This window comes from Rhodanobacter sp. BL-MT-08, from assembly GCF_054161255.1.
Genome location: NZ_CP167872.1, coordinates 1088553 through 1107508 on the forward strand (window position 1 = coordinate 1088553; position 18956 = coordinate 1107508).

16 protein-coding genes are annotated in these 18956 nt (G+C 63.1%); 5 read left to right on the plus strand and 11 right to left on the minus strand.

From position 1 onward, the window contains the following. The first annotated feature begins 61 nt into the window (after positions 1-61). Together metB and ACDK93_RS04535 are read left to right on the plus strand one after the other, a co-directional pair. A complete protein-coding gene (metB, locus tag ACDK93_RS04530; RefSeq protein WP_458071401.1) occupies positions 62-1267 on the plus strand; it encodes a cystathionine gamma-synthase in 1206 nt (401 codons plus the stop codon). Further along, the gene (locus ACDK93_RS04535) at positions 1264-2358 is read left to right on the plus strand and encodes a homoserine dehydrogenase (protein WP_458071402.1); all 1095 of its coding nucleotides are present in this window, start codon (positions 1264-1266) and stop codon (positions 2356-2358) included. The genes metB and ACDK93_RS04535 overlap by 4 nt, the downstream gene beginning before the upstream one ends. A 106-nt stretch (positions 2359-2464) precedes the next feature. On the opposite strand, the gene ACDK93_RS04540 is transcribed toward ACDK93_RS04535, so the two are convergent. From ACDK93_RS04540 to ACDK93_RS04560, 5 genes are all read right to left on the minus strand, one after another. Further along, a complete protein-coding gene (locus tag ACDK93_RS04540; RefSeq protein WP_458071403.1) occupies positions 2465-3136 on the minus strand; it encodes a hypothetical protein in 672 nt (223 codons plus the stop codon). Positions 3137-3324: 188 nt separating this feature from the next. After that, entirely contained in the window at positions 3325-4929 is a 1605-nt protein-coding gene (locus ACDK93_RS04545) for an APC family permease (RefSeq protein WP_458071404.1), read from the minus strand. A 188-nt stretch (positions 4930-5117) separates the two neighbouring features. Beyond that, complete coding sequence (locus tag ACDK93_RS04550; protein WP_458071405.1) at positions 5118-8075, minus strand: DEAD/DEAH box helicase family protein; 2958 nt, start codon at positions 8073-8075, stop codon at positions 5118-5120. Beyond that, positions 8072-8410: a hypothetical protein gene (locus ACDK93_RS04555; protein ID WP_458071406.1), complete on the minus strand. Its 339-nt coding sequence runs from the start codon at positions 8408-8410 to the stop codon at positions 8072-8074. The genes ACDK93_RS04550 and ACDK93_RS04555 overlap by 4 nt, the downstream gene beginning before the upstream one ends. Before the next feature lie 51 nt (positions 8411-8461). Continuing rightward, positions 8462-10141 carry a site-specific DNA-methyltransferase gene (locus tag ACDK93_RS04560; RefSeq protein ID WP_458071407.1) on the minus strand — a complete coding sequence of 560 codons (1680 nt, stop codon included), beginning with the start codon at positions 10139-10141 and terminating at the stop codon, positions 8462-8464. A 106-nt stretch (positions 10142-10247) separates the two neighbouring features. Here ACDK93_RS04560 and ACDK93_RS04565 point away from each other — a divergent pair, with 106 nt between their 5' ends. Next, complete coding sequence (locus ACDK93_RS04565) at positions 10248-10646, plus strand: helix-turn-helix domain-containing protein (RefSeq protein WP_458071408.1); 399 nt, start codon at positions 10248-10250, stop codon at positions 10644-10646. A gap of 55 nt (positions 10647-10701) precedes the next feature. Here ACDK93_RS04565 and ACDK93_RS04570 read toward each other — a convergent pair whose 3' ends face one another. The 3 genes from ACDK93_RS04570 to ACDK93_RS04580 all read right to left on the minus strand — a co-directional run bounded on the left by ACDK93_RS04570 (position 10702) and on the right by ACDK93_RS04580 (position 13018). Further along, the gene (locus ACDK93_RS04570; protein ID WP_458071409.1) at positions 10702-11049 is read right to left on the minus strand and encodes a helix-turn-helix transcriptional regulator; all 348 of its coding nucleotides are present in this window, start codon (positions 11047-11049) and stop codon (positions 10702-10704) included. Then, on the minus strand, positions 11046-11570 hold the full coding sequence (locus tag ACDK93_RS04575; protein WP_458071410.1) for a type II toxin-antitoxin system RelE/ParE family toxin: 525 nt from the start codon (positions 11568-11570) through the stop codon (positions 11046-11048). Before ACDK93_RS04575 ends, ACDK93_RS04570 begins: the two co-directional genes overlap by 4 nt. A gap of 65 nt (positions 11571-11635) precedes the next feature. Further along, a complete protein-coding gene (locus ACDK93_RS04580) occupies positions 11636-13018 on the minus strand; it encodes an L-serine ammonia-lyase (RefSeq protein ID WP_458071411.1) in 1383 nt (460 codons plus the stop codon). A gap of 67 nt (positions 13019-13085) precedes the next feature. Here ACDK93_RS04580 and ACDK93_RS04585 point away from each other — a divergent pair, with 67 nt between their 5' ends. Further along, positions 13086-13322: a glutaredoxin family protein gene (locus tag ACDK93_RS04585; protein WP_458072341.1), complete on the plus strand. Its 237-nt coding sequence runs from the start codon at positions 13086-13088 to the stop codon at positions 13320-13322. 18 nt (positions 13323-13340) lie between these two features. On the opposite strand, the gene ACDK93_RS04590 is transcribed toward ACDK93_RS04585, so the two are convergent. From ACDK93_RS04590 to ACDK93_RS04600, 3 genes are read right to left on the minus strand one after another with little or no spacing between them, the layout of a single operon-like run. Further along, positions 13341-13895, minus strand: coding sequence for a YceI family protein (locus ACDK93_RS04590; RefSeq protein ID WP_458071412.1), 555 nt, complete (start codon positions 13893-13895; stop codon positions 13341-13343). A 43-nt stretch (positions 13896-13938) separates the two neighbouring features. Further along, on the minus strand, positions 13939-14493 hold the full coding sequence (locus ACDK93_RS04595) for a cytochrome b (protein WP_458071413.1): 555 nt from the start codon (positions 14491-14493) through the stop codon (positions 13939-13941). Next, entirely contained in the window at positions 14490-15107 is a 618-nt protein-coding gene (locus ACDK93_RS04600) for a YceI family protein (RefSeq protein ID WP_458071414.1), read from the minus strand. Before ACDK93_RS04600 ends, ACDK93_RS04595 begins: the two co-directional genes overlap by 4 nt. A 245-nt stretch (positions 15108-15352) precedes the next feature. Between ACDK93_RS04600 and ACDK93_RS04605 the strand changes: the two genes are divergently transcribed. Beyond that, positions 15353-18943, plus strand: a complete 3591-nt coding sequence (locus ACDK93_RS04605; RefSeq protein WP_458071415.1) for an ATP-binding protein — start codon at positions 15353-15355, stop codon at positions 18941-18943. Positions 18944-18956: the final 13 nt, after the last annotated feature.

Consider the following 18956-nt stretch of genomic DNA (forward strand, 5'->3'; position numbering starts at 1 on the left):
CTGATCGCGCCAAACCCCTCTTTCTTTAGACACATATCAAAAAACGGTTTCGGAGATTTCCATGAGCAAATGCTCCCCCTGTACCACCGCGGTCCGTGCCGGCATTGAAACCGATACCCAGCACGGTGCCGTGGTGCCTGCGCTGCATCTGTCGAGCAACTACAGCTTCGAGGGCTTTGGCCGCAAGCGCGCCTACGACTATTCGCGCAGCGGCAACCCGACCCGCGATCTGCTGGGCAATGCGCTGGCCGAGCTGGAGCAGGGCGCCGGTGCGGTAGTCACGTCCAGCGGCATGTCGGCCGTAGCGCTGGTGCTGGAGCTGGTACCGGCCGGTGGCCACGTGCTGGCGGCACACGACTGTTACGGCGGCACCTGGCGCCTGCTTGATGCGTGGGCAAAAAAGGGCCGCTTCACGGTGGACTTTGTCGACCTGACCGACAGCACCGCGCTGGCCGCCGGCCTCGCCAAGAAGCCGGCGCTGGTGTGGGTGGAGACGCCGTCCAACCCGCTGCTGCGCATCACCGATATCCGCCACGTGGCGCAGGCCACGCACGCCGCCGGCGCGCTGCTGGTGGTCGACAACACCTTTCTTTCGCCCGCGCTGCAGCAGCCGCTGCTGCTCGGTGCGGACGTGGTCGTGCATTCGACCACCAAGTACATCAACGGCCACAGCGACGTGGTCGGTGGTGCGGCGGTAGCGAAAGATGCGGCCGTCTACGACCAGCTGAAATGGTGGGCCAACTGCAACGGCCTCACCGGCGCGCCGTTCGACAGCTACCTCACCTTGCGCGGCCTGCGCACGCTGGCCGTCCGTCTGCGCCAGCACCAGGAAAACGCCGAGCGCATCGCCAGCCATCTGGACGGCCATGCGGCCGTACGCAAGGTCTATTATCCGGGCCTGAAAAACCACGCGGGCCACGCGTTGGCCGCCCGCCAGCAGCAGGGCTTTGGCGCCATGCTCAGCTTCGAGCTGGAAGGCGACGTGAGCCAGATCGAAGCCTTTGTTGACGGGCTGGAATATTTCTCGCTGGCCGAATCACTGGGCGGTGTCGAGAGCCTGATTGCCCATCCGGCCTCGATGACGCACGCGTCGATGGCGCCCGAGGCGCGCCACGCCGCCGGCATCGCGGACAGCCTGCTGCGCCTTTCGGTCGGTATCGAGGATGGCGACGACCTGCTGCGTGATATCGATGCCGGGTTGACCCGGGCACATGCGCTGGCGAGCCAGTCAGCGCGTGCCGTCGCTGCCGGCCGGGTCCAAGCATGAGTTCGGCGGTGGTCGCGCCGGTCGCGGGCTTGAAACCTTCGCTGGCTTCTGCGGCAGGGGCGACGACAGGCATCGTGCTGCTTGGCACAGGCGTTGTTGGCGGCGCCTTGCTCAAGCTGCTCAACACGCCGGCCGCTGCGAGCATCCGGCTGGTCGGCGCGGCCAACTCTCGCCGCCAGCACACCGACGCGGCCAGCCTCGCCAGCCGTACGCTGCGCGAGCAGTTGAACAACCACGGTGATGCGCGTGACGACGCCTTGCTGCTGGCCGCGCTCGATGCCAGCGGCGTGCCGCACAAGGTCATCGTCGACGCCACCGCCAATACGTCGCTGGCGTCGCGTCATGCCGAATGGCTGGCGAGCGGGTATCACGTGGTCACCGCCAACAAGGCCTTGGCCGGTGGCGAACTGTCCGGCTGGCGTGCGCTGCAGGCGGCGACCGCGCACGGCGCGCGCTACGGCGATGCGGCGACCGTCGGCGCCGGCCTGCCGGTGCTCTCGACCTTGCGCCGGCTGCGCCAGTGCGGCGACAGCCTGCTCACGCTGGAAGGCGTGTTTTCCGGTTCGTTATCTTGGCTGTTCAACCAGTACGACGGCAGCCGGCCGTTTTCCAGCCTGCTGCTGGAAGCCCGACGGCTGGGCTACACCGAACCCGATCCGCGCTCCGATCTCTCCGGCGACGACGTCGCACGCAAGCTGCTGATCATCGCGCGGAACGCCGGGTTCGCATTGGGCGTCGACGAGGTTCAGGTGGAAAGCCTCGTGCCCGAAGCGCTGCGAGCGATATCGGCCGAACAGTTTCTCGCACGGCTGACCGAACTGGACGAGCCGCTCGCCGCCCGCTACGCCGAAGCGAAAGCCAAGGGCAACGTGCTGCGCTTCCTCGCCCGCCTCAATCAGCGCGGCAAGGCCCGCGTCGGCATCGCCGAAGTGCCGGCGACGCACCCCGCGGCTAGGCTCTACGGCACCGACAATCAGTTCGCCCTCACCACCCTGCGCTACAACACCCAGCCGCTGGTGATCCAGGGGCCCGGTGCCGGGCCGGAAGTGACGGCGCAGGCGCTGCTGGGCGACGTGCTCGCGCTTTGCTGATCATGTTGCTGTACGCGTAGGTTGGCGGTGAGCGCAGCGAACCCCAACGTGTAGGAATCATGTCGTTGGGGTTCGCTGCGCTCACCGCCAACCTACGGACCGCAGGCTACCGAATCTGCAGCGGCCCGACCGTAACCGTACCAATCAGACCCTGGAACGCCTTATCGGCCTCCGCGTGCAGCTGAGTGACCACGGTGTTGGCATCTTCGGGAAACGGCGAATAGCCCCTGAGATAAACAATGCCACCGGTATTGGCCGCATCTTCCAGCGGAGCAATTTCGTGATTGAACCGGCGCATCGCACGCAGGCCGGCGAATTTATCGCCGTACTTCGGCGTCATTTTTTTCAGCAGCACTTCGGAGGCCTGAATGTCCTGCGCGCTGCTTTTGGCGCGGGCGATGGCATAGGATCGTTGATGGTCGAAGTCGTTTCGTTCGGCCGCCAAGGCAAACCATGCCAGCGCCAGCGGACGGTTGGCCGGGATCCCTTGAATGTCGCCGTTGAAGTACATCAGGCCCAGCGCAAACTGCGCATCCTTGTTGGCCCAATATGCCGCTTCCTCCAGTTCCTCAGCGCCGCGCGAGTTGTGGCCGTTCTGGAAGTAAAAGCGCGCTTCGCAGGCGTAATAGTCGCCGGGAAGAATCTGTTCCAGGCCCTGGTTGCAGTTGTTGATCTTTTCGTCTGCCGGCACGCGCGGCGTGGTCGCAGACGAATCGGCGAGCGCGGCAGGGGCGCACGCGATGCTGTTGAGCGCGAGCCAAACCAGCGCGAATCTCATCAATCGTTCCACGCCGATCTCCCTAGCCGCGTCTGCCTCTGATGTCCGAAGTTTGCGTGATATTCGACGCGTCACCGACAAAGTGGCCGATCTGCCTCGTCAGTCAGACACAAACGCATCAGGCACGCTTCTGTTTGCCCGCGTTTCGTATCGCATCGCTTCGCGTGGCCGAGCGGAAGGAGCTTGACTCAGGCGTCCCGCGCTTCCTCGCGCGCCGCCTCGACCGACGGCGTGCGCCAGCCGGACTTCACGCCCCACAGGAAAAACACCAGGCCGATCACCGCGACCACGGCCAGATCCCAGCCGTAGGGCAGGTAACCCATTCCGCCGAACTTGCTGCTGCCGATCAGGGAGACCACCGCCAGGGAAATCAGGTAGAACACCAGCCACCAGGCGCCCTTCATCTGTCGGCCGAAATCGTGGAAGCCGCTCTTGTACTGGTAGTAAAGATATATCGGCAGTGCCACCACGATCAGCAGGATGATCTTGCCGGTCAGCGGCCACTTGGCCCAGTACAGCAGCTCGGCCGACATGATGAACGCGATGCCGGCGATGATCGGCAAACCGATCAGGCGAAACGGACGATGCAGCTCGGGTGCGGTGCGGCGCAGGGTCATCACACTGACCGGGCCGGTGAGATAGGAAATGATCGTGGCCACCGAGATCACCGCGGCCAGCGAGTCCCAGCCGCGGAAAAAGAACAGGAACAAAAACGACACCACCAGATTCAGCCACATCGCCGGCCGCGGCACGCCAGACTTCGGGTCGACATGGCCAAGAATTTTCGGCAGCGTGCCGTTGCGCTCCATGCCGTAGATCATCCGCGCGGTCGAGGCGGTGTACGTCATGCCGGTGCCGCTGGGGCTGACGAACGCGTCGGCGTACAGCAGGATTGCCAGCCAGTTGAGGTTGACGATCACCGCCAGCTCCGCGAACGGCGAGCTGAAGTTGATGCCGTGCCAGCCGGCCTTGGCCAGCATCGCCTGCGGCACCGAACCGAGGTAGGCTACCTGCAGCAGCACATAGACGATCGTGGCCAGCACGATTGCGCCGATGATGGCGAACGGAATGCTCTTGCCCGGATTGCGCGCCTCGCCGGCGAGATTCACCGGACTCTGGAAGCCGTTGAAGCTGAAAACGATGCCGGCGGTGGCGACAGCCGTGAGGATGGCCGCGAAGTCGTTGGTATGGCTGCCGCCGTCGAAGCCGACGGAGAAGTTTTCGCGATGGAAGCCGCTGGCGATCAGCGCGACGCCGGTAGCGGCCGGGATGATCAGCTTGATCACCGTGATGACCGTGTTGGAGCGCGCGAACAGTTTCACGCTCCAGAAGTTCAGCAGGAAATACATCACCACCAGCACCGCGGCGATGCCGAGACCTGCGTGGCTCAGCTCGCCCTTGCCTGCAGTCACCACGTAAAGATCCTGCGCCCAGCCCCACTTCCAGCCCGACATGTATTGCACCGAGGCTTCGGCTTCGACGGGGATCACCGAGACGATCGCGATCCAGTTGGCCCAGCCCGCGATAAAGCCGACCAGCGAGCCATGCGAATAATGGCCGTAACGCACCATGCCGCCGGACTCGGGAAACATCGCGCCCAGCTCGGCGTACGTCAGCGCAATCGTCATGATGATCGCCGCGCCCAGCACCCACGCCCAGATCGCGCCGGGACCCGCCAGCTTGGCCGCGTTCCACGCGCCGAACAGCCAGCCGGAGCCAATGATCGAGCCCAGCCCGGTAAACATCAGGGCCATCGGGCCGACGTCGCGGCGAATCGAATGGGATGCGGACATGGAATCTCCTGGCAACAAGGGTATTGATCGTGGCCGCCATCCCCGATGGCGTCAGCGGTCGATAATGACAGAGGGGGTGCGGACTGTCAGCCCGAAGGGCGGCTTGTCATCAAACGATCAGGTCGCATCGCTCCACGCAAGGGAGTTGATACGTTGAATGGAGTCGTGCTTGGTTGACTGCAACCTGGTCAGGCGCCGTCATCCAGCAAAAGCCCGGTTTGTGACCGTGCAGTGGGCGTTACACGCGCTCGGGAAAAGGCCAGCAATTCATCCAGCCTGGCGCCTTTGTCACGCCAGTCATAAAACAGCGATTCGCCGACAAGCGCATAGCCCCACTCGCGCTCGTCGCGTTCGCTCCCGTCAAGCGCATTGATGCGCTCGCACCAGGTGACGGCAGCTTTCAGCTTGCGCTGCACGTTGGCATTGTTGACCTGCTGCTGCGCCTTGGTTTCGACCAGATAGATGGCCTCAGCCGTACGCACCAGAAAGTCGGGAAAATAAAATGCCGGCAAGCCATCGTCCTTCACATAGCGCAGTCGTACAAAGTCGTGCCGGTTTTCGCTGATCTTGCAAAACGCCTCGACACCGGCATCGGCCTGAGCCCATTCGACGAACGCGCGCTCCAGTCCACCGCTGCGGGTAGGGAAGGGCAGCCGTTCATAGATGCACTTGCTCACTTCGATCGATGCGCTTTCTCGCACCATCAGCTTACTGACCTCGGACAACCATCGATGGCGAACGTCGGTGAGGCCCGTGGTCGATCGTTCTTCCGCGCGTACCAGCGCAAGGCCGAAGATGCGTACAACGTGTTCGATCACCGGCTGTAGAAGAAGCAACCGCCAGCCTTCGTTCTCGAACGGTTCGAATGTTTCGCCGAACAGCCGTTCGCGAATGTAGTCATCCAGCGCGGTAGCCAGTGCAGCGGTATTCAACTGCAGGTACGGCAAATCCAGATGCTGCGCGATCTTGTTGCCTCTGGGTAGCGGCTGATTCAGCGCTTGGCTCACCCGCCGGGTGAGCCGCGACAACAGCTCGTTGTAGCCGCTGACGTTCATGGCGGCGCCATCGACGCGATAGTCGCCGAACAGCGTGCTGCTTTGCAGATCCTGCGAAGTGAACGTGTCGCCCTTGCCAAGCAGTTCACTCAGCTTGGTGCGACTCATCGCCGTGAAGGGCGATAGAGCCAGCACATCGATCGGCAGGTGTTCGATGGTGTCGTCGACTTCGCGCATGATGAAGGGAATGGCGAAATCATAGCGTTCGAATCCCTCTCGCAACTCGGACGCAATCAGGTCACCCGTGCTGCTGCCTTCGTCATCGTCACCGGTCGTGCCTACCAGGCCTTCAGCCATCAGTTCGTCGTAAAAGCTCTGGAATGCCGGATGCTCGACGATCGACAGGATATCGATCAAGCTGCCAGGCTCCTCGCCGTGATTGATACGTTCGCGGTTCTCGCGCTTGATGTCGGCGTATTCGGGATCGCGCCACATCAAACGCAGCCCACGACCGATGGTTTGCTCCAGCAGGATCTGCGCCTGACTGGAACGCAGCGGCACGATGACGCAGATGTTGTTGACGTCGAAGCCCTCGCGCAACATCAGCACGCTGACGATAACCCTGGGCTTGTCAAGCCTGTCGACATTGAAAAGCTTCTGGCGTAGCGGCGCCCACTGCTTTTCGCCGAGCTCTGCCTTCTTGCCCGAGTCAACCGTCAATATGTCGTCTTCGTGCAGGCCTTCGTCGCGAAGAAACTGTTCGACCAGCGGCGACACCGTGGTGTCTTCGCAGACCACCAGCATCTTCGGATGGCGTAAAGCATCGACACGGGCAAAATCCAGCTCCAGCTTGCGCAGCTTTTGCAGGCCGGCGCGCAGCATCACGCACTGTCCTTCGGAGAGGCGCACATTGCCGTCCTCGTCGCGCTCGGCCTTGAACTCCAGCGGCAGCGCGCCGAGCTCCTTGCGTTTGTCCAGCACCAGCGACTTCACCAGGCCAAGCCGCATCGCCTGCTTCAGGTCGAAGTCGACCACAATATGCGGAAAGTAGACCTTGCGTCGGTTCCTTCCGCCACCAACGTCGTTATATGGCGTGGCGGAAAAATCCATCTGCACAAAGCGTCGGCCCTTGCCGGCGGCGATGATCGACAGGCTTTTCTGCCATTCGACCTCGGTGGTTTCGCCTTCTTTTTTCAGCTCATGGATGTGGTGCGCCTCGTCGTTGAACACCATCAGGTCGGGCAGGTCGGCGAGATAGCTCAACACATTGCCGCGCGCCCAGCGGCGATCGAGCACGTCCAGGCTGTTGCCGGTGGCGCGGCCGGGCGTCAGCGGCAATACGCTGTAAGCGACGGCGGCGGCATCGGCAACCATGCCTGGCGCAGTTATCCACTCGGATTCCTCAAGCTCGCTTTCCTCTTCCGCCTCGCTAAGCAGGTGCCAGTTGGTGATGGCGATCATGCCGTTGCCGGTGGCTTTGAGGCCGATCTCGGTCTTGGTGCACACATTGTTTCGCACGAATTGCGCAATTCGCTCACGCCTCGCCGGCGGTGCAAACAGCTCGGCGTAGCTGGCGATGTCGGAGCTGGCAAAGTCACGGCTCTTGTCCTCGCGCTCCTTGCCAAGAAAGGCTTCGATCAGGCGCTCGTAAACGATCAGGCCCGGAGCCACGATCAGAAAGCGCCGGGTGAAGCGGGGATCGTCGCGGCCTTCGTCCAACGCCGCTGTTTTGTTCAATAGCTGCCAGACCAGCAGCGCCTGCAGCACCCAGGTCTTGCCCGTACCCGTTGCCATCTTGAGACAGTATTTCGGATGGCCGTGCTTGTCCTGCGCCAGATCGGTAAGGCGAGTGCCTTCCAGCAGTGCATTCGCGCAAACCTGCCGGTACAGGTCGCCCAGATTCGGGCTGGCCAGCACCTCGTGCGCCACGATCACGTTGAGAATGGCCTGGCGCTGACCCGCGTGAAAATTGAAGACGCGCGATGCGCACGCTTCCTCGCCAAACCACCAGCGCAGCAGTTCCGCAGTGACCGGCGTTACCAGGTCATACAAATCGGCGATGCCCTGTTCCAGGCCCACACAAAGCTGCTCGGTGCGTCGGCTCAGCGCTTCAGCCAATGCCATCGGATGGTCGTTCGGGGCGGCGGTCATGCCATGGACTCCGCCACAACCTGTATCACCTCAGCCTCGAAGCCGAATACATCCACGACGCGCACGCAGATGCGGCGGCTGCCAACTTTGTGCGGTACAGAGAAACTAGCCTCGCTCACCACACGCAACGGGTCGTCGTCATTGGCGGTATTGCCGCGGTAGTCCTGCCAGACGGAGCGGAAGACCTCGCCGTCATAGTCGGGGTCGACGGCCCAGTACTCGATCAGTGCCAGCGGCTCGACATTCATCACCTCGAGCAGCTTTTTGCGATTGTCCTCGTCGAGGTTGATCGCCTCGGGCGAGAGCAGCACGTAATTGTCCAGCGTCACCTGCACCTGCTCGCCATCGCCGTTGCGCTGGCGACGGATAGGTTTGACGGTGAGGTACTACAGGCTGGAGAAACGTACCTGGCCGCGCAACTTTTCAATGCCGCCCTTTTTGCGCAGGCGATCGAGCAGGTCAGGCGGAATCACCAGCACCTCAAGCCGTGCGTCGTTCAGCGCGGTGATGCTCTGGCCGATCGATGGCTCGAAATTCCAGCCCAGCACGACCACACGGTCCCAGCCGCCGAGCAGGTTGTCACGTTGTGCAATGGCCTTGCGCAGCGTGGCGTCGCCGGTGAGCTTGTTCGGCGAATCCACCAGCACCAGGGTCTTCTTGCCAGCGTAGACCACGGCGCCGAGATTGCGCAGCGGATTGTCTTCCGGCTGCAGCGGCAGCGCGCCGTAGAGCGACAGCACGATGCCCGACAGATCGCCGACGCGAAAGCTGCGGCCCATCGCGCTCTTCGCGGCTTCGACCTGGTAATCGCCGATAGCCTGATACAGAAATGGTTTCGCGCCCTGATCGATCAACCGCTTGCGCATGATCATGCAGGCCGGCTTGCCGAGGTCGGTGGTGACCCAGCGCCGGCCCAGCTTTTCGGCGACGGCAGCCGTTGTGCCGGAGCCACCGTTGAAGTCTGCGACGAGGCCATCTTCTGGGCATGAACTGCGAATGATTCGCTCCAACAGAGCCTCAGGCTTTTGTGTCGCGTAGTTCAACCTCTCTGCACCGGACTTCGTCATTTTTATATCTGTCCACACCGACTGGACAGGTCTTCCGGGACTTTCGTCGAGATATTGCTTGACGTAGGGCATTCCAGTTTTGGAAAAGACGATCTTTCCTGTGCCGATTAGGTCATCAATGGTTTCTTGGCTGTAGCGCCAATGAGTTCCCGGTGGAGGGGTTCTGAGCTCTCCATTGAAGAGGCGGGCAGGCCCAGGTCCGGCGGCAGTGGCGGTATTGAGCCAATAGCGTCGACCTGTTCCTTCTTCCGCATTTCTGAAGCGCTCTTGTATGTATTCTTCATCGTAGGGAGTGTGTGTCTGAAAAAATGGGCGAGAATTGGTTTTGCCGTAGAAAAATATGATGTCGTGGATGTTGCCAAATCTGTTGGAATCGTTATGGGCGCCGGTGCGTTGCCACACAATTTCGTTGGTGAAGAAATCCTTGCCGAAGATTTCATCCATCACCACTTTCACGTAATGCCCTACATGCCAATCCAGATGCGCATACATCGATCCGCTGTCGCTCAATAGCTCCCGCATCAAAACCAACCGCGGCGTGATCATCGCCAGATACGACGCCGTACCATCCGACCACGTATCCGAATAAGCAAACTGCTCGATCACCGTCGGGCGCTGCTCCAACTCCACGCCGGGCAGCGTGACCTTGGTGCGGTAGTCCGCCTTGGAGTCGAACGGCGGATCGATATAGATCAGATCAACCTTTCCTCGGAGGCTCGGTGTGTGTTCGTCGCCGGCCAGCAGCGCGGCCATTGCCAGCAGGTTGTCGCCGTAGATCAGTCGATTGGTCCACTCGGCACTACCCGCATCACCCAGATGCACCTGCCGACTCGCATTGTTGATCCAGTCGCTGTCGCGCGTGTCCTTCGAGGGCAGCACCCATTCGCGCGTCTGCAGGCTGACCCGGTGGCGGCCTTCCAGGCTCTCCAGAATCTTTTCGGCCTGCTGGCGCCCGCGCGCGACGATCTCCGGAAGTTGTTCGAGCAGAGACTTGGGCATGACGACGACCGGGATGAGGTTCAATCGTCGATGAAAGAAAAATTTTCAATCTATATAATGAAAAACTTTCATTTGCAGGGCAGAGCGACGCCTATGGTCCCAGACCATGAAGATCGACAAGACAGCCTTCGCCGACCGCCTCAGGGCAGCGTTAAAGCATGAGCGAATTGAAGCCAGCGCCGCAGAACTGGCAAGGCTTCTCGAGTTGCAGGGGGAGAGCGTGTCGCAGCAGGCGGTATCAGGATGGCTCAACGGCAAGCATCGTCCCAGGCCGGCACATATGGAGGCGCTCGCCAAGATTCTGGGCATGGAGCCGCATGAGCTGGAGTACCCAATCCATCGGTCGAAGGGGGTCCGCGATGTGAACACCGCCTGGCCGGATCACGTCGGCGGCCACGATCGATTGGCTTTCGAAGACTACCTTCGCCTGTCCGATGAAAAACGCAAGCTGGTTCGCGAGCTGATCACCGAGTTGGCGAAGAGTTCGTCGGCCAGGACGCGCTGACGCTGTGAGAAGGCGGCACTGCCTGACCGTGGACTCTCTCACCGTTCCTTTAAGCTCAGCGCGTGGCCGACCGCCGAGCTGCCTTGGGTTTTGGCGCAAGCGTAATGCGCAGTACGCAGCCCACCGCGTCGGCGTAGCGACGCAGCGTTGCCATCGACGGCGCATGTTTGCGACTGCCGGCGCTGGATTCAAGCCGTGCCACGGAGGCCTGTGCAATACCCATGCTTGCGGCGACATCCGCCTGGGTCATCTCGGCAAGCTGACGTGCCCGCACCAGTTCGCCCAACGTGGCGAACTCGTCGGCCAAAGCAGCGTAAGCCGTGGCAAACGCAGGGTCTTTGGACCAGCGCTTGCCGGTGGTGGCTGGATTCAAGGGAACAGGGCTGTAACGTTCACGGGTCATGGCTGAACCTCCTTTTGCCGGGCACGAGCCTTGGCCAGCTCACGCGCGGGGGTCTTATCTGTTTTCTTTATGATGACGTGGAGAATCACGATACGCTCGCCGATGCGCGTGCAATAAAACGCCCTGCCAATGCCTTCGCGCCCTCTCGTGCGTACTTCAAACAGGCCCGCGCCCATCGCTTTCGTATGCGGCATGCCGATATCCGGGCCGTGCACCTGCATCAGCTCGACGATTCGCAGAAATGAGGCACGGATGCCGACAGGCCACGTTTCCACCTGGGCCGCCACCTTCGCGTTGTAATAGCTCAGCTGCCATGCCATGACTATATCATCCTTGTTATTGTCAATGCGCCACATGTAACGGCCGCCGTGCCAGTCACGTCCCTGGGTGTTCGGCAGATGGGTCTCCGAGCGCGCGCGTCTTTGAGTCTTTAAAAGACGTGCGTCGCTCAACACTCCATCACGCTGGCGACCAGCCCGCTGCGCGAGGTCGAGGCTGGATCGACATGCGTTGAAGCGCATGTCGATACGGGCGAGAGCGAGCCGTGAACCGGCGGACGGTGAAATGGCAGTGCCAGCCTCGCGCCTCAGCACTCGATCACGTTGACGGCCAGCCCACCGCGCGATGTCTCTTTGTATTTGTCCTTCATGTCGCGGCCGGTGTCGCGCATGGTCTTGATCACCTTGTCGAGTGACACATGGTGTTTGCCGTCGCTGCGAAGGGCCATGCGGCTGGCGTTGATCGCCTTGACCGAGCCCATGGCGTTGCGCTCGATGCAGGGAATTTGCACGAGGCCGCCGATCGGATCACAGGTGAGTCCGAGGTTGTGCTCCATGCCGATCTCGGCTGCGCTTTCGACCTGCAGCACGTTGCCGCCGAGCGCGGCGGTGAGGCCGGCGGCGGCCATCGAGCAGGCCACGCCGACCTCGCCCTGGCAGCCGACTTCGGCGCCGGAGATCGAGGCGTTTTCCTTGTACAGAATGCCGATCGCTGCGGCGGTGAGCAGAAACTCGATCACGCCGTCGTCGTTCGCTTTCGGGCAGAAGCGCTCGTAGTAGTGCAGCACGGCCGGCACGATGCCGGCGGCGCCGTTGGTCGGCGCGGTGACGACGCGGCCACCGGCGGCGTTCTCTTCGTTGACGGCGAGCGCGTACAGATTGACCCAGTCGAGTATCGTCAGCGGATCGCGCAGTGCGGCCTCGGGCTGATTGCGCAGTTCGGTCGCCATGGCGGGTGCGCGGCGCGAGACTTTCAGCCCGCCCGGCAGCACGCCGGGCGAACGCAGGCCGCGCGCGACGCAGTCCTGCATGGCCTTCCAGATGGTCATCAGGCCGGCGCGGATTTCTTCTTCGCTGCGCCAGACCTTTTCGTTGGCCATGGTCAGCTGGGCGATGCTGAGGTTGTGCTTTTTGCACAGCGCCAGCATCTGGTTGCCGGTGGAAAACGGGTAGGGCTGTTCGGTGGTGTCGGCGACGATGCGGTCGTCCGCGGCCTCGTCGGTGTTGACCACGAAGCCGCCGCCGACCGAGTAGTAGTCGCGGCTGGCCAGCTCGTTGTCGTCGGCGTCGTACGCGGAAAAGCGCATGCCATTGGTGTGGAACGGCAGCTTCTGGCGCTTGTTGAACACCAGGTCGCGCTTCTCCTCGAACGCGATCATCTTCTTGCCGAGCAGCAGTAGCTGCTGCGTGCCGCGGATGCGTTCGAGCACGGCGGGGATGCGGTCCGGATCGACGCTGTCAGGATGCTCGCCCTCCAGGCCAAGCAGCACGGCCTTGTCGGTGCCGTGGCCGCGGCCGGTCATGGCCAGCGAGCCGAACAGCTCACCACGCACGCGCGTGACGCGATCCAGCACGCCGTTCCCGTCCAGCCAGCGCTCGGCGAAGCGCGCGGCCGCGCGCATGGGTCCGACGGTGTGCGAGGAGGACGGCCCGATGCCGATCTTGAAAAGGTCGAAGACGCTGACGGCCATGGCGCTACTGCTGATCGAAGAAGATGACCGGCTATTCTACGCGTCGCCTCCAGCCATTCGCAGCCGCATGTCCGATCTGATCCTTTACCAGCGCGATTACTGCCACCTGTGCGATCAGGCATTGGCCGTGCTGGCCGAGGCGCGCGCGCCGGATTTCGAGAGCCTGTGGGTGGATGACTCGGCCGATCTGGTGCAGCGTTACGGCATTCGCGTGCCGGTGTTGCGCGACGATCGCGACGGCCGCGAGCTGGACTGGCCTTTCGATGCCGCCGCGGTGCGTGCGTTTATCGCGGGCATCGATTAGGCGGCCACCCGGCGCGGATTACTTGGCGACGAGCTGCAGATGCGCCGTGACCTTGACGTCCGCCGCAATCACCGACGTATCGGCGTAATCGCCCCCGCCGACGCCAAAATCCAGCCGCTTGAGCGAGCCGGCGACATCCAGCACCGCGCCCGCGCCCTGTGGCTTGAAACTCACGTTGAGGGTCACCGGCTTGGTCACGCCGTGGAGCGTCAGATTACCGTCGGCCAGCACCTGCGCGCCTACCTGACGAAAGCCGGTGGTGACGAAGTGCGCCTGCGGGAATTTCGCGACGTTGAAAAAATCGGCGCCGGGCAGCGCGGTGTCGCGATCCTTGTCACCGGTTTTCGCGCTGGCCAGATCGACGGTCACGTCGAACTTCGACGTGTTGAGGTGCGCCGCGTCGTAGCTGATGGCGGCGGTCCACTTGCCGAATGTGCCGCTGAAGCCGGCGCCCTGGAACGTGCCGGCAAAACCCAGCGTGCTGGTAGCCGGCTGCACTGTGTAATCGGCGGCAGCTGCGACGGCTGGTGCGGTCAGAGCGAGTACGAGCAGGGCGGAATAAAAGGCTTTCATCGAGACTCTCCTGGGGAACATGATTCGGTCGGTAACGCGATCATTACGGACGCGGACTGCCGAAAGGCATCATCCGGCGCAGCACGTTGTCCTTGTCGAACACGTGGTGCTTCAGCGCGGCGCCGACGTGTACGACCAGCACCGCCACCAGAAACCAGAACAGGTACTCGTGGACGGCGAACACGGCGTCGGCGATGCTGTCATTCTTGGCCGCCAGCGACGGCAGGTTGAACAGCTTGAACCACTGCAGCGGCTTGCCGGCGACGGAATTGAACCACCAGCCGCTCAGCGGAATGGCCGCAATCAATACGTACAGCACGCCGTGAACAACGTGGGCCGAAATCTGCTGCCAGCGCGGGCCGGGCTCATCCGGCGGGCGGCGATCGATCAGCCGCCACAGCACGCGCAGCAGAAACAGCGCGAGCACGGTGAGTCCGATCGACTTGTGCAGCGCCAGCCAGTTGATCTTCTGCATCGGGCCGTGCGCCAGATCCATCAGCAGCCCGAAGATGCCGTTGCCGATAATCGCCAGCGCCGTGATCCAGTGAAAAAACCGCGCCACCGTACCCCAGCGGCGATTGTCGTTGCGCAGACTCATGGTGTGTCCTTGGTCGGTTTTTCGTCGTCGCCACGGATGGCTTCGAGCTCCATCCAGATCGCCACGTCGTGACCGATCGAATGGGCAAAGGCATTGATGCCGAACGACTCGCGCTGCAGCGACGCGGTGGCGGAAAAACCGGCCACGGTGTGCATGCCGTAGATAGTCGTGGCGAGACGGTTGAAGGTGAACATCAAATCCATCGGCCGGGTCACGCCGTGCAGCGTGAGCTGGCCGTGCAGCACGCCGTGCTGATCGTCCTTGCGCTCCACGCCGGTGCTGACAAAGTGCGCATAGCGATCGTGCGCGCAGTCGAGCAGCGACGGTTTGCATACGGCCGCATTCCAGTCGGCGTCCCCCATGTCCACGCTGGCCAGATCGATGTCCAGTTCGGTGGCCGCCGTGCTCCAGTCTTTCGGATCGAACTGAAGCCAGCCTTGGGCGATGTGCAGGCGTCCAATCGGTCGCGAATAGCCGTCGTGGTCGATGCTGAAAAGCACCTGGCTGTGCACCGGGTCATAGTGATAGCGCGCGCCGGCGGATTTCGCGGCCAGCGGCAGCCACAGCAGTGCGGCGCATAACAGCAACCGGTGGAATGGGTGGGCTCGAGGCATGAACGAGAGTCTGGCTGATCTTGTTTGGCCACGCCAGCTGGCGGCCGCTGGACGCACTGTTTCGCTGGCGCGTTCAGTGTTGCTCGCGGCCGGGTGCCAGTTTTGGCATGATGAGGCAGGGATCGGGGGATTTGTGCATGGCTGCATCGCGTTTGCAACAAGGTGTTTCTGCGCTTGTTCTGCTCGTCGTCGTTGCCAGCGGCAGGGCTCAGGTCGACACGCCGCCCCAGGCTTCGATGGCTCCCATGACGCGTATGCCGGCCATGACCGGGCCGGTGTCGACCCTGCCCGCAATCAACCCTGCGGCGACCGACAGCGCTTCCAGTCCGACGCCATTGGCGACGCCGCAGTTTCGCCGGTATGGCGTCGACGAGGGCGTGCTGCGCGGTCCGGTTTATGCGGTGGCGCAGGATCGCCATGGACTGATGTGGTTCGGTTCGGCCGCCGGCTTGATGCGCTATGACGGCGTCAGTTTTCAGGCGTTTCGCAACGCACCGGACGATCCGCGCTCATTACCCGCCAACCAGAGCTACGCGCTCTACGTCGACCGCGACAACAAGGTGTGGGCGGGCGGCATCTCGACCGGCCTGATCGTCTACGATCAGCAGACCGAGCGCTTCCGGCAGTGGACGCACGACGACGCCAAGCCCTTGAGCCTTGCCGACAACGAAGTGTGGGGCATCACCCAGACAGCCGACGGCCAGCTGTGGATTGCGACCGGCGACGGGCTCGATCGCATGCGCAAGGACGGCCAGGGCTTTGATCACGTGCCGCTGGATAGTGACGGCACGCACGCGGCGTCCTTCGGTGAAACGCGTGCGCTGCTGGCCGAAGCCGATGGACGGCTATGGATCGGCACCGCGAAAGGCCTGTATCTGCGCAGCGCCGATGGTCGGCTGCGCCGCATCGCCATGGATCCCACCTTTCATGGTGACCCCGGCAAGATCTGGCGCATCGAAGGCGGCCTGGCTGATCCGCAGCAGCGTGAGGTGCGCATCGCGATGGAGGGCGGCCTGCTGATCGTTCACGATGACCTGGTGGCGCATTTTCTCGCACCGCAGGTGCTGTCGTCGCTGCGTGTTGTGAGCAGCACGCGCGATGCGCAGTGCCGACTGTGGATCGCCACGGTCAGCGGTCTGCTGCTGGACGAGGGCGACGGACGGCTGCAGCCGCTCACGGGCCAGCCGCTTCTGCCGGGTGGACTGCCGAGCAACAAGATCTGGCAGACCATGCTTGATAGGGAGGGCGGACTGTGGATTACCTTTGACCAGTCCAGCATGGCGTATCTGCCGCCATCGTGGAACGGTTTTACCCGCTTCACTCACATCCCGGATGATCCGAACAGCCTCAGTGGCATCTCTGCTACTTCCGTGGCTTTTGCACGAGACGGTCTGCTCTGGGTTGGGGGCAACGACGGCTGGATCGACAAGCTCGACGTGGGCACGGGTACCGTCACGCATGTCATTCGCGACATGCATAACCAGATCATCGCGATGGTGGAGGATCCGCGTGGACGACTGTGGATCGTCAGTTCCGGCGAACTGCACGTGTTCGACCACGGAAAGCTCATCGCGGTGCCGGCGGGGGATTCGCCGATGCAGCGGCCTGTGCTGATCGCCATGGCAGAGGACGGCACGCCCTATGTCGGTTCGTGGGGTGGCGGCATCGTGAAGGTGAATCCGGAGACATTGGCGATCACGCCATTGCGTCTTGAAGCCGGCGCATCGCCGTCGGTGACAGACGATAGCTTGCTGCCGGAGCAAATCAGTTTTCATGCCGGCAGCCTCTGGTATGTGAATCACGGGGGGCTGATGCGCTGGGATGCTTCCGCCCAGAAGCTGGTCTTCGTGCCGGGCGTACCGCAAAACCTTGTGCGCAGCGCGGCCTTCGATGCCACCGGATTCTGGCTGCTCTTTTCCTCCACCATCGAGCATTATCGCTATGCCAACGGCCGCGCCGTGCGCGACGATATCGTCGATTTCACGCACGAGCCGTTCGTCTCGGATCTGGTCGACATGCAGGTCGATCGCCTCGGGCGTCTCTGGCTCCTCGCCAATCCCGGGCTGCTCCGCTTCGATGCACGCAGCCGCCGCTTTCAATCGTTCGGTCCGTCACAGGGTCTTTCCAATGCCGACTTCAACAGCGCGACCATCGCCGCTGACGGCACCATCTTTGCGACCAACAGTGCCGGCGTGCTGATGTTCCAGCCCGAGCAGTTGACCGCGGCGAGTAACGCGCCCACGCCACCGGCGCTGAGCTTGACCCGCGTCAGCGTGCGCAGGGGCGGGGATGTTTATGAGCTGCCGCTCACGGGCGGCGCCATAGCGCTGGGCTGGCGCGATCGCGACCTGCGCGTGGACGTGCGTGCAGCGTCATTCATCAATCCCAAAGGCAACCACTACCGGTTCAAGCTTGGCGGTTTCGACAATGGCTGGGTCAGTGTGGACAGCCGGGGCGAGCGCGATTTCGCCGGACTGCCCGCCGGCAATTACACGCTGCAGGTGCAGGGCGCGGGCGAGAACAGCGCGTGGAGCAGCCTGTCGACACCGCTGCGGATTTCGGTGCAGGCGCCGCCGTGGGATCGCTGGTGGGCGTGGGCCTCCTACGTGCTGCTGGTCCTCATCACCGCGGGCCTGATCCTGCGCGGCTGGCGCCGACGCCTGGCGCAGCGTCATCGCATGCAGATGATCGAGCAGCAGCGGCAGCTGGCCGAGGCGGCGAGCGCGGCGAAGACGCAGTTTCTTGCCACGCTCAGCCACGAGATCCGCACGCCGATGACCGGCGTGATGGGCATGGCCGAACTGATGCTGACCACACCGCTGACGCCGCAGCAGCACGACTACACCAAGGCAATGCAGCGGTCGGGCGGCATGCTGCTGAAGCTGCTGAACGACGCGCTCGACCTGGCCCGCATCGAGGCCGGGCGACTGGAACTCGAGCCTTCGCCGTTCGATCCGCGTCAGCTGCTGGAGGATGTAAGCCAGCTCGAGCAGGGCCTCGCGCATATGAAGGGCATCCGTTTCGTGCTCGATGTGGCGGACGATCTGCCTGTGCGCCTGATCGGCGATGCGGTGCGTATCAAGCAGGTGCTGCTCAATCTGGCCAACAACGCGTTGAAATTCACCGAGCGCGGCAGCGTCACGCTGCGCGCGCAGCGCACGGCGCAGGGGCTGGTTTTCAGCATCAGCGACACCGGCCCGGGCATTCCCGAGGCGAGCCGGGCGCGCCTGTTCCAGCGCTTCGAACAGGAGGAGGGCCCGCACCGCAGCGCCGGCAGCGGCCTGGGCCTGGCGATCTGCCGCGAGCTGGTGGAGATGATGAGCGGCAGCATCGAACTGGAATCGCGCATGGGCCACGGCAGCACCTTCCATGTGCGCCTGCCGCTCTCCGAGCCAGCGGCGACAGCCGTGCCGTCGTCCGCCGTCGCCAACGGCCCTCGCAGCTATCGCCTGCTGCTGGTGGAGGACGACACCATCATCGCCGCCGTGATATCCGGCCTGCTCGAACAGCAGGGCCATACGGTTCTCCACGTGGCCAACGGTCTGGCCGCGCTGGCCGAGCTGGCGCACGCCGACTTCGATGCCGTGCTGCTCGATCTGGATCTGCCGGGCGTAGACGGTTTCCAAATCGCGCGGCTGATTCGCCAGCGCGAACACGACGGTCAGCGTTTGCCGATCGTGGCGGTCACCGCGCGTTCGGGCAGCGAAGACGAAATGCGCGCGCAGGCCGCCGGGATGGACGGCTTTCTGCGCAAGCCGCTCAGCGGCGATCAGCTCGCGCAGGCGCTGGCACGCGTGATTGCCCGTCCAGAAGTGGTGACCGACGACGCGCGCTAAGCGTGTCGCTACT

Coding starts and splice junctions, on each gene's coding strand:
- ACDK93_RS04540 (WP_458071403.1), bottom strand. CDS start 3,136: ATGAGATTCGCGCTGGTTTGGCTCGCGCTCAACAGCATCGCGTGCGCC.
- ACDK93_RS04535 (WP_458071402.1), top strand. CDS start 1,264: ATGAGTTCGGCGGTGGTCGCGCCGGTCGCGGGCTTGAAACCTTCGCTG.
- ACDK93_RS04600 (WP_458071414.1), bottom strand. CDS start 15,107: ATGCCTCGAGCCCACCCATTCCACCGGTTGCTGTTATGCGCCGCACTG.
- ACDK93_RS04560 (WP_458071407.1), bottom strand. CDS start 10,141: ATGCCCAAGTCTCTGCTCGAACAACTTCCGGAGATCGTCGCGCGCGGG.
- metB (WP_458071401.1), top strand. CDS start 62: ATGAGCAAATGCTCCCCCTGTACCACCGCGGTCCGTGCCGGCATTGAA.
- ACDK93_RS04605 (WP_458071415.1), top strand. CDS start 15,353: ATGACGCGTATGCCGGCCATGACCGGGCCGGTGTCGACCCTGCCCGCA.
- ACDK93_RS04580 (WP_458071411.1), bottom strand. CDS start 13,018: ATGGCCGTCAGCGTCTTCGACCTTTTCAAGATCGGCATCGGGCCGTCC.
- ACDK93_RS04575 (WP_458071410.1), bottom strand. CDS start 11,570: ATGCGCTTCAACGCATGTCGATCCAGCCTCGACCTCGCGCAGCGGGCT.
- ACDK93_RS04565 (WP_458071408.1), top strand. CDS start 10,248: ATGAAGATCGACAAGACAGCCTTCGCCGACCGCCTCAGGGCAGCGTTA.
- ACDK93_RS04570 (WP_458071409.1), bottom strand. CDS start 11,049: ATGACCCGTGAACGTTACAGCCCTGTTCCCTTGAATCCAGCCACCACC.
- ACDK93_RS04545 (WP_458071404.1), bottom strand. CDS start 4,929: ATGTCCGCATCCCATTCGATTCGCCGCGACGTCGGCCCGATGGCCCTG.
- ACDK93_RS04585 (WP_458072341.1), top strand. CDS start 13,086: ATGTCCGATCTGATCCTTTACCAGCGCGATTACTGCCACCTGTGCGAT.
- ACDK93_RS04595 (WP_458071413.1), bottom strand. CDS start 14,493: ATGAGTCTGCGCAACGACAATCGCCGCTGGGGTACGGTGGCGCGGTTT.
- ACDK93_RS04590 (WP_458071412.1), bottom strand. CDS start 13,895: ATGAAAGCCTTTTATTCCGCCCTGCTCGTACTCGCTCTGACCGCACCA.
- ACDK93_RS04550 (WP_458071405.1), bottom strand. CDS start 8,075: ATGACCGCCGCCCCGAACGACCATCCGATGGCATTGGCTGAAGCGCTG.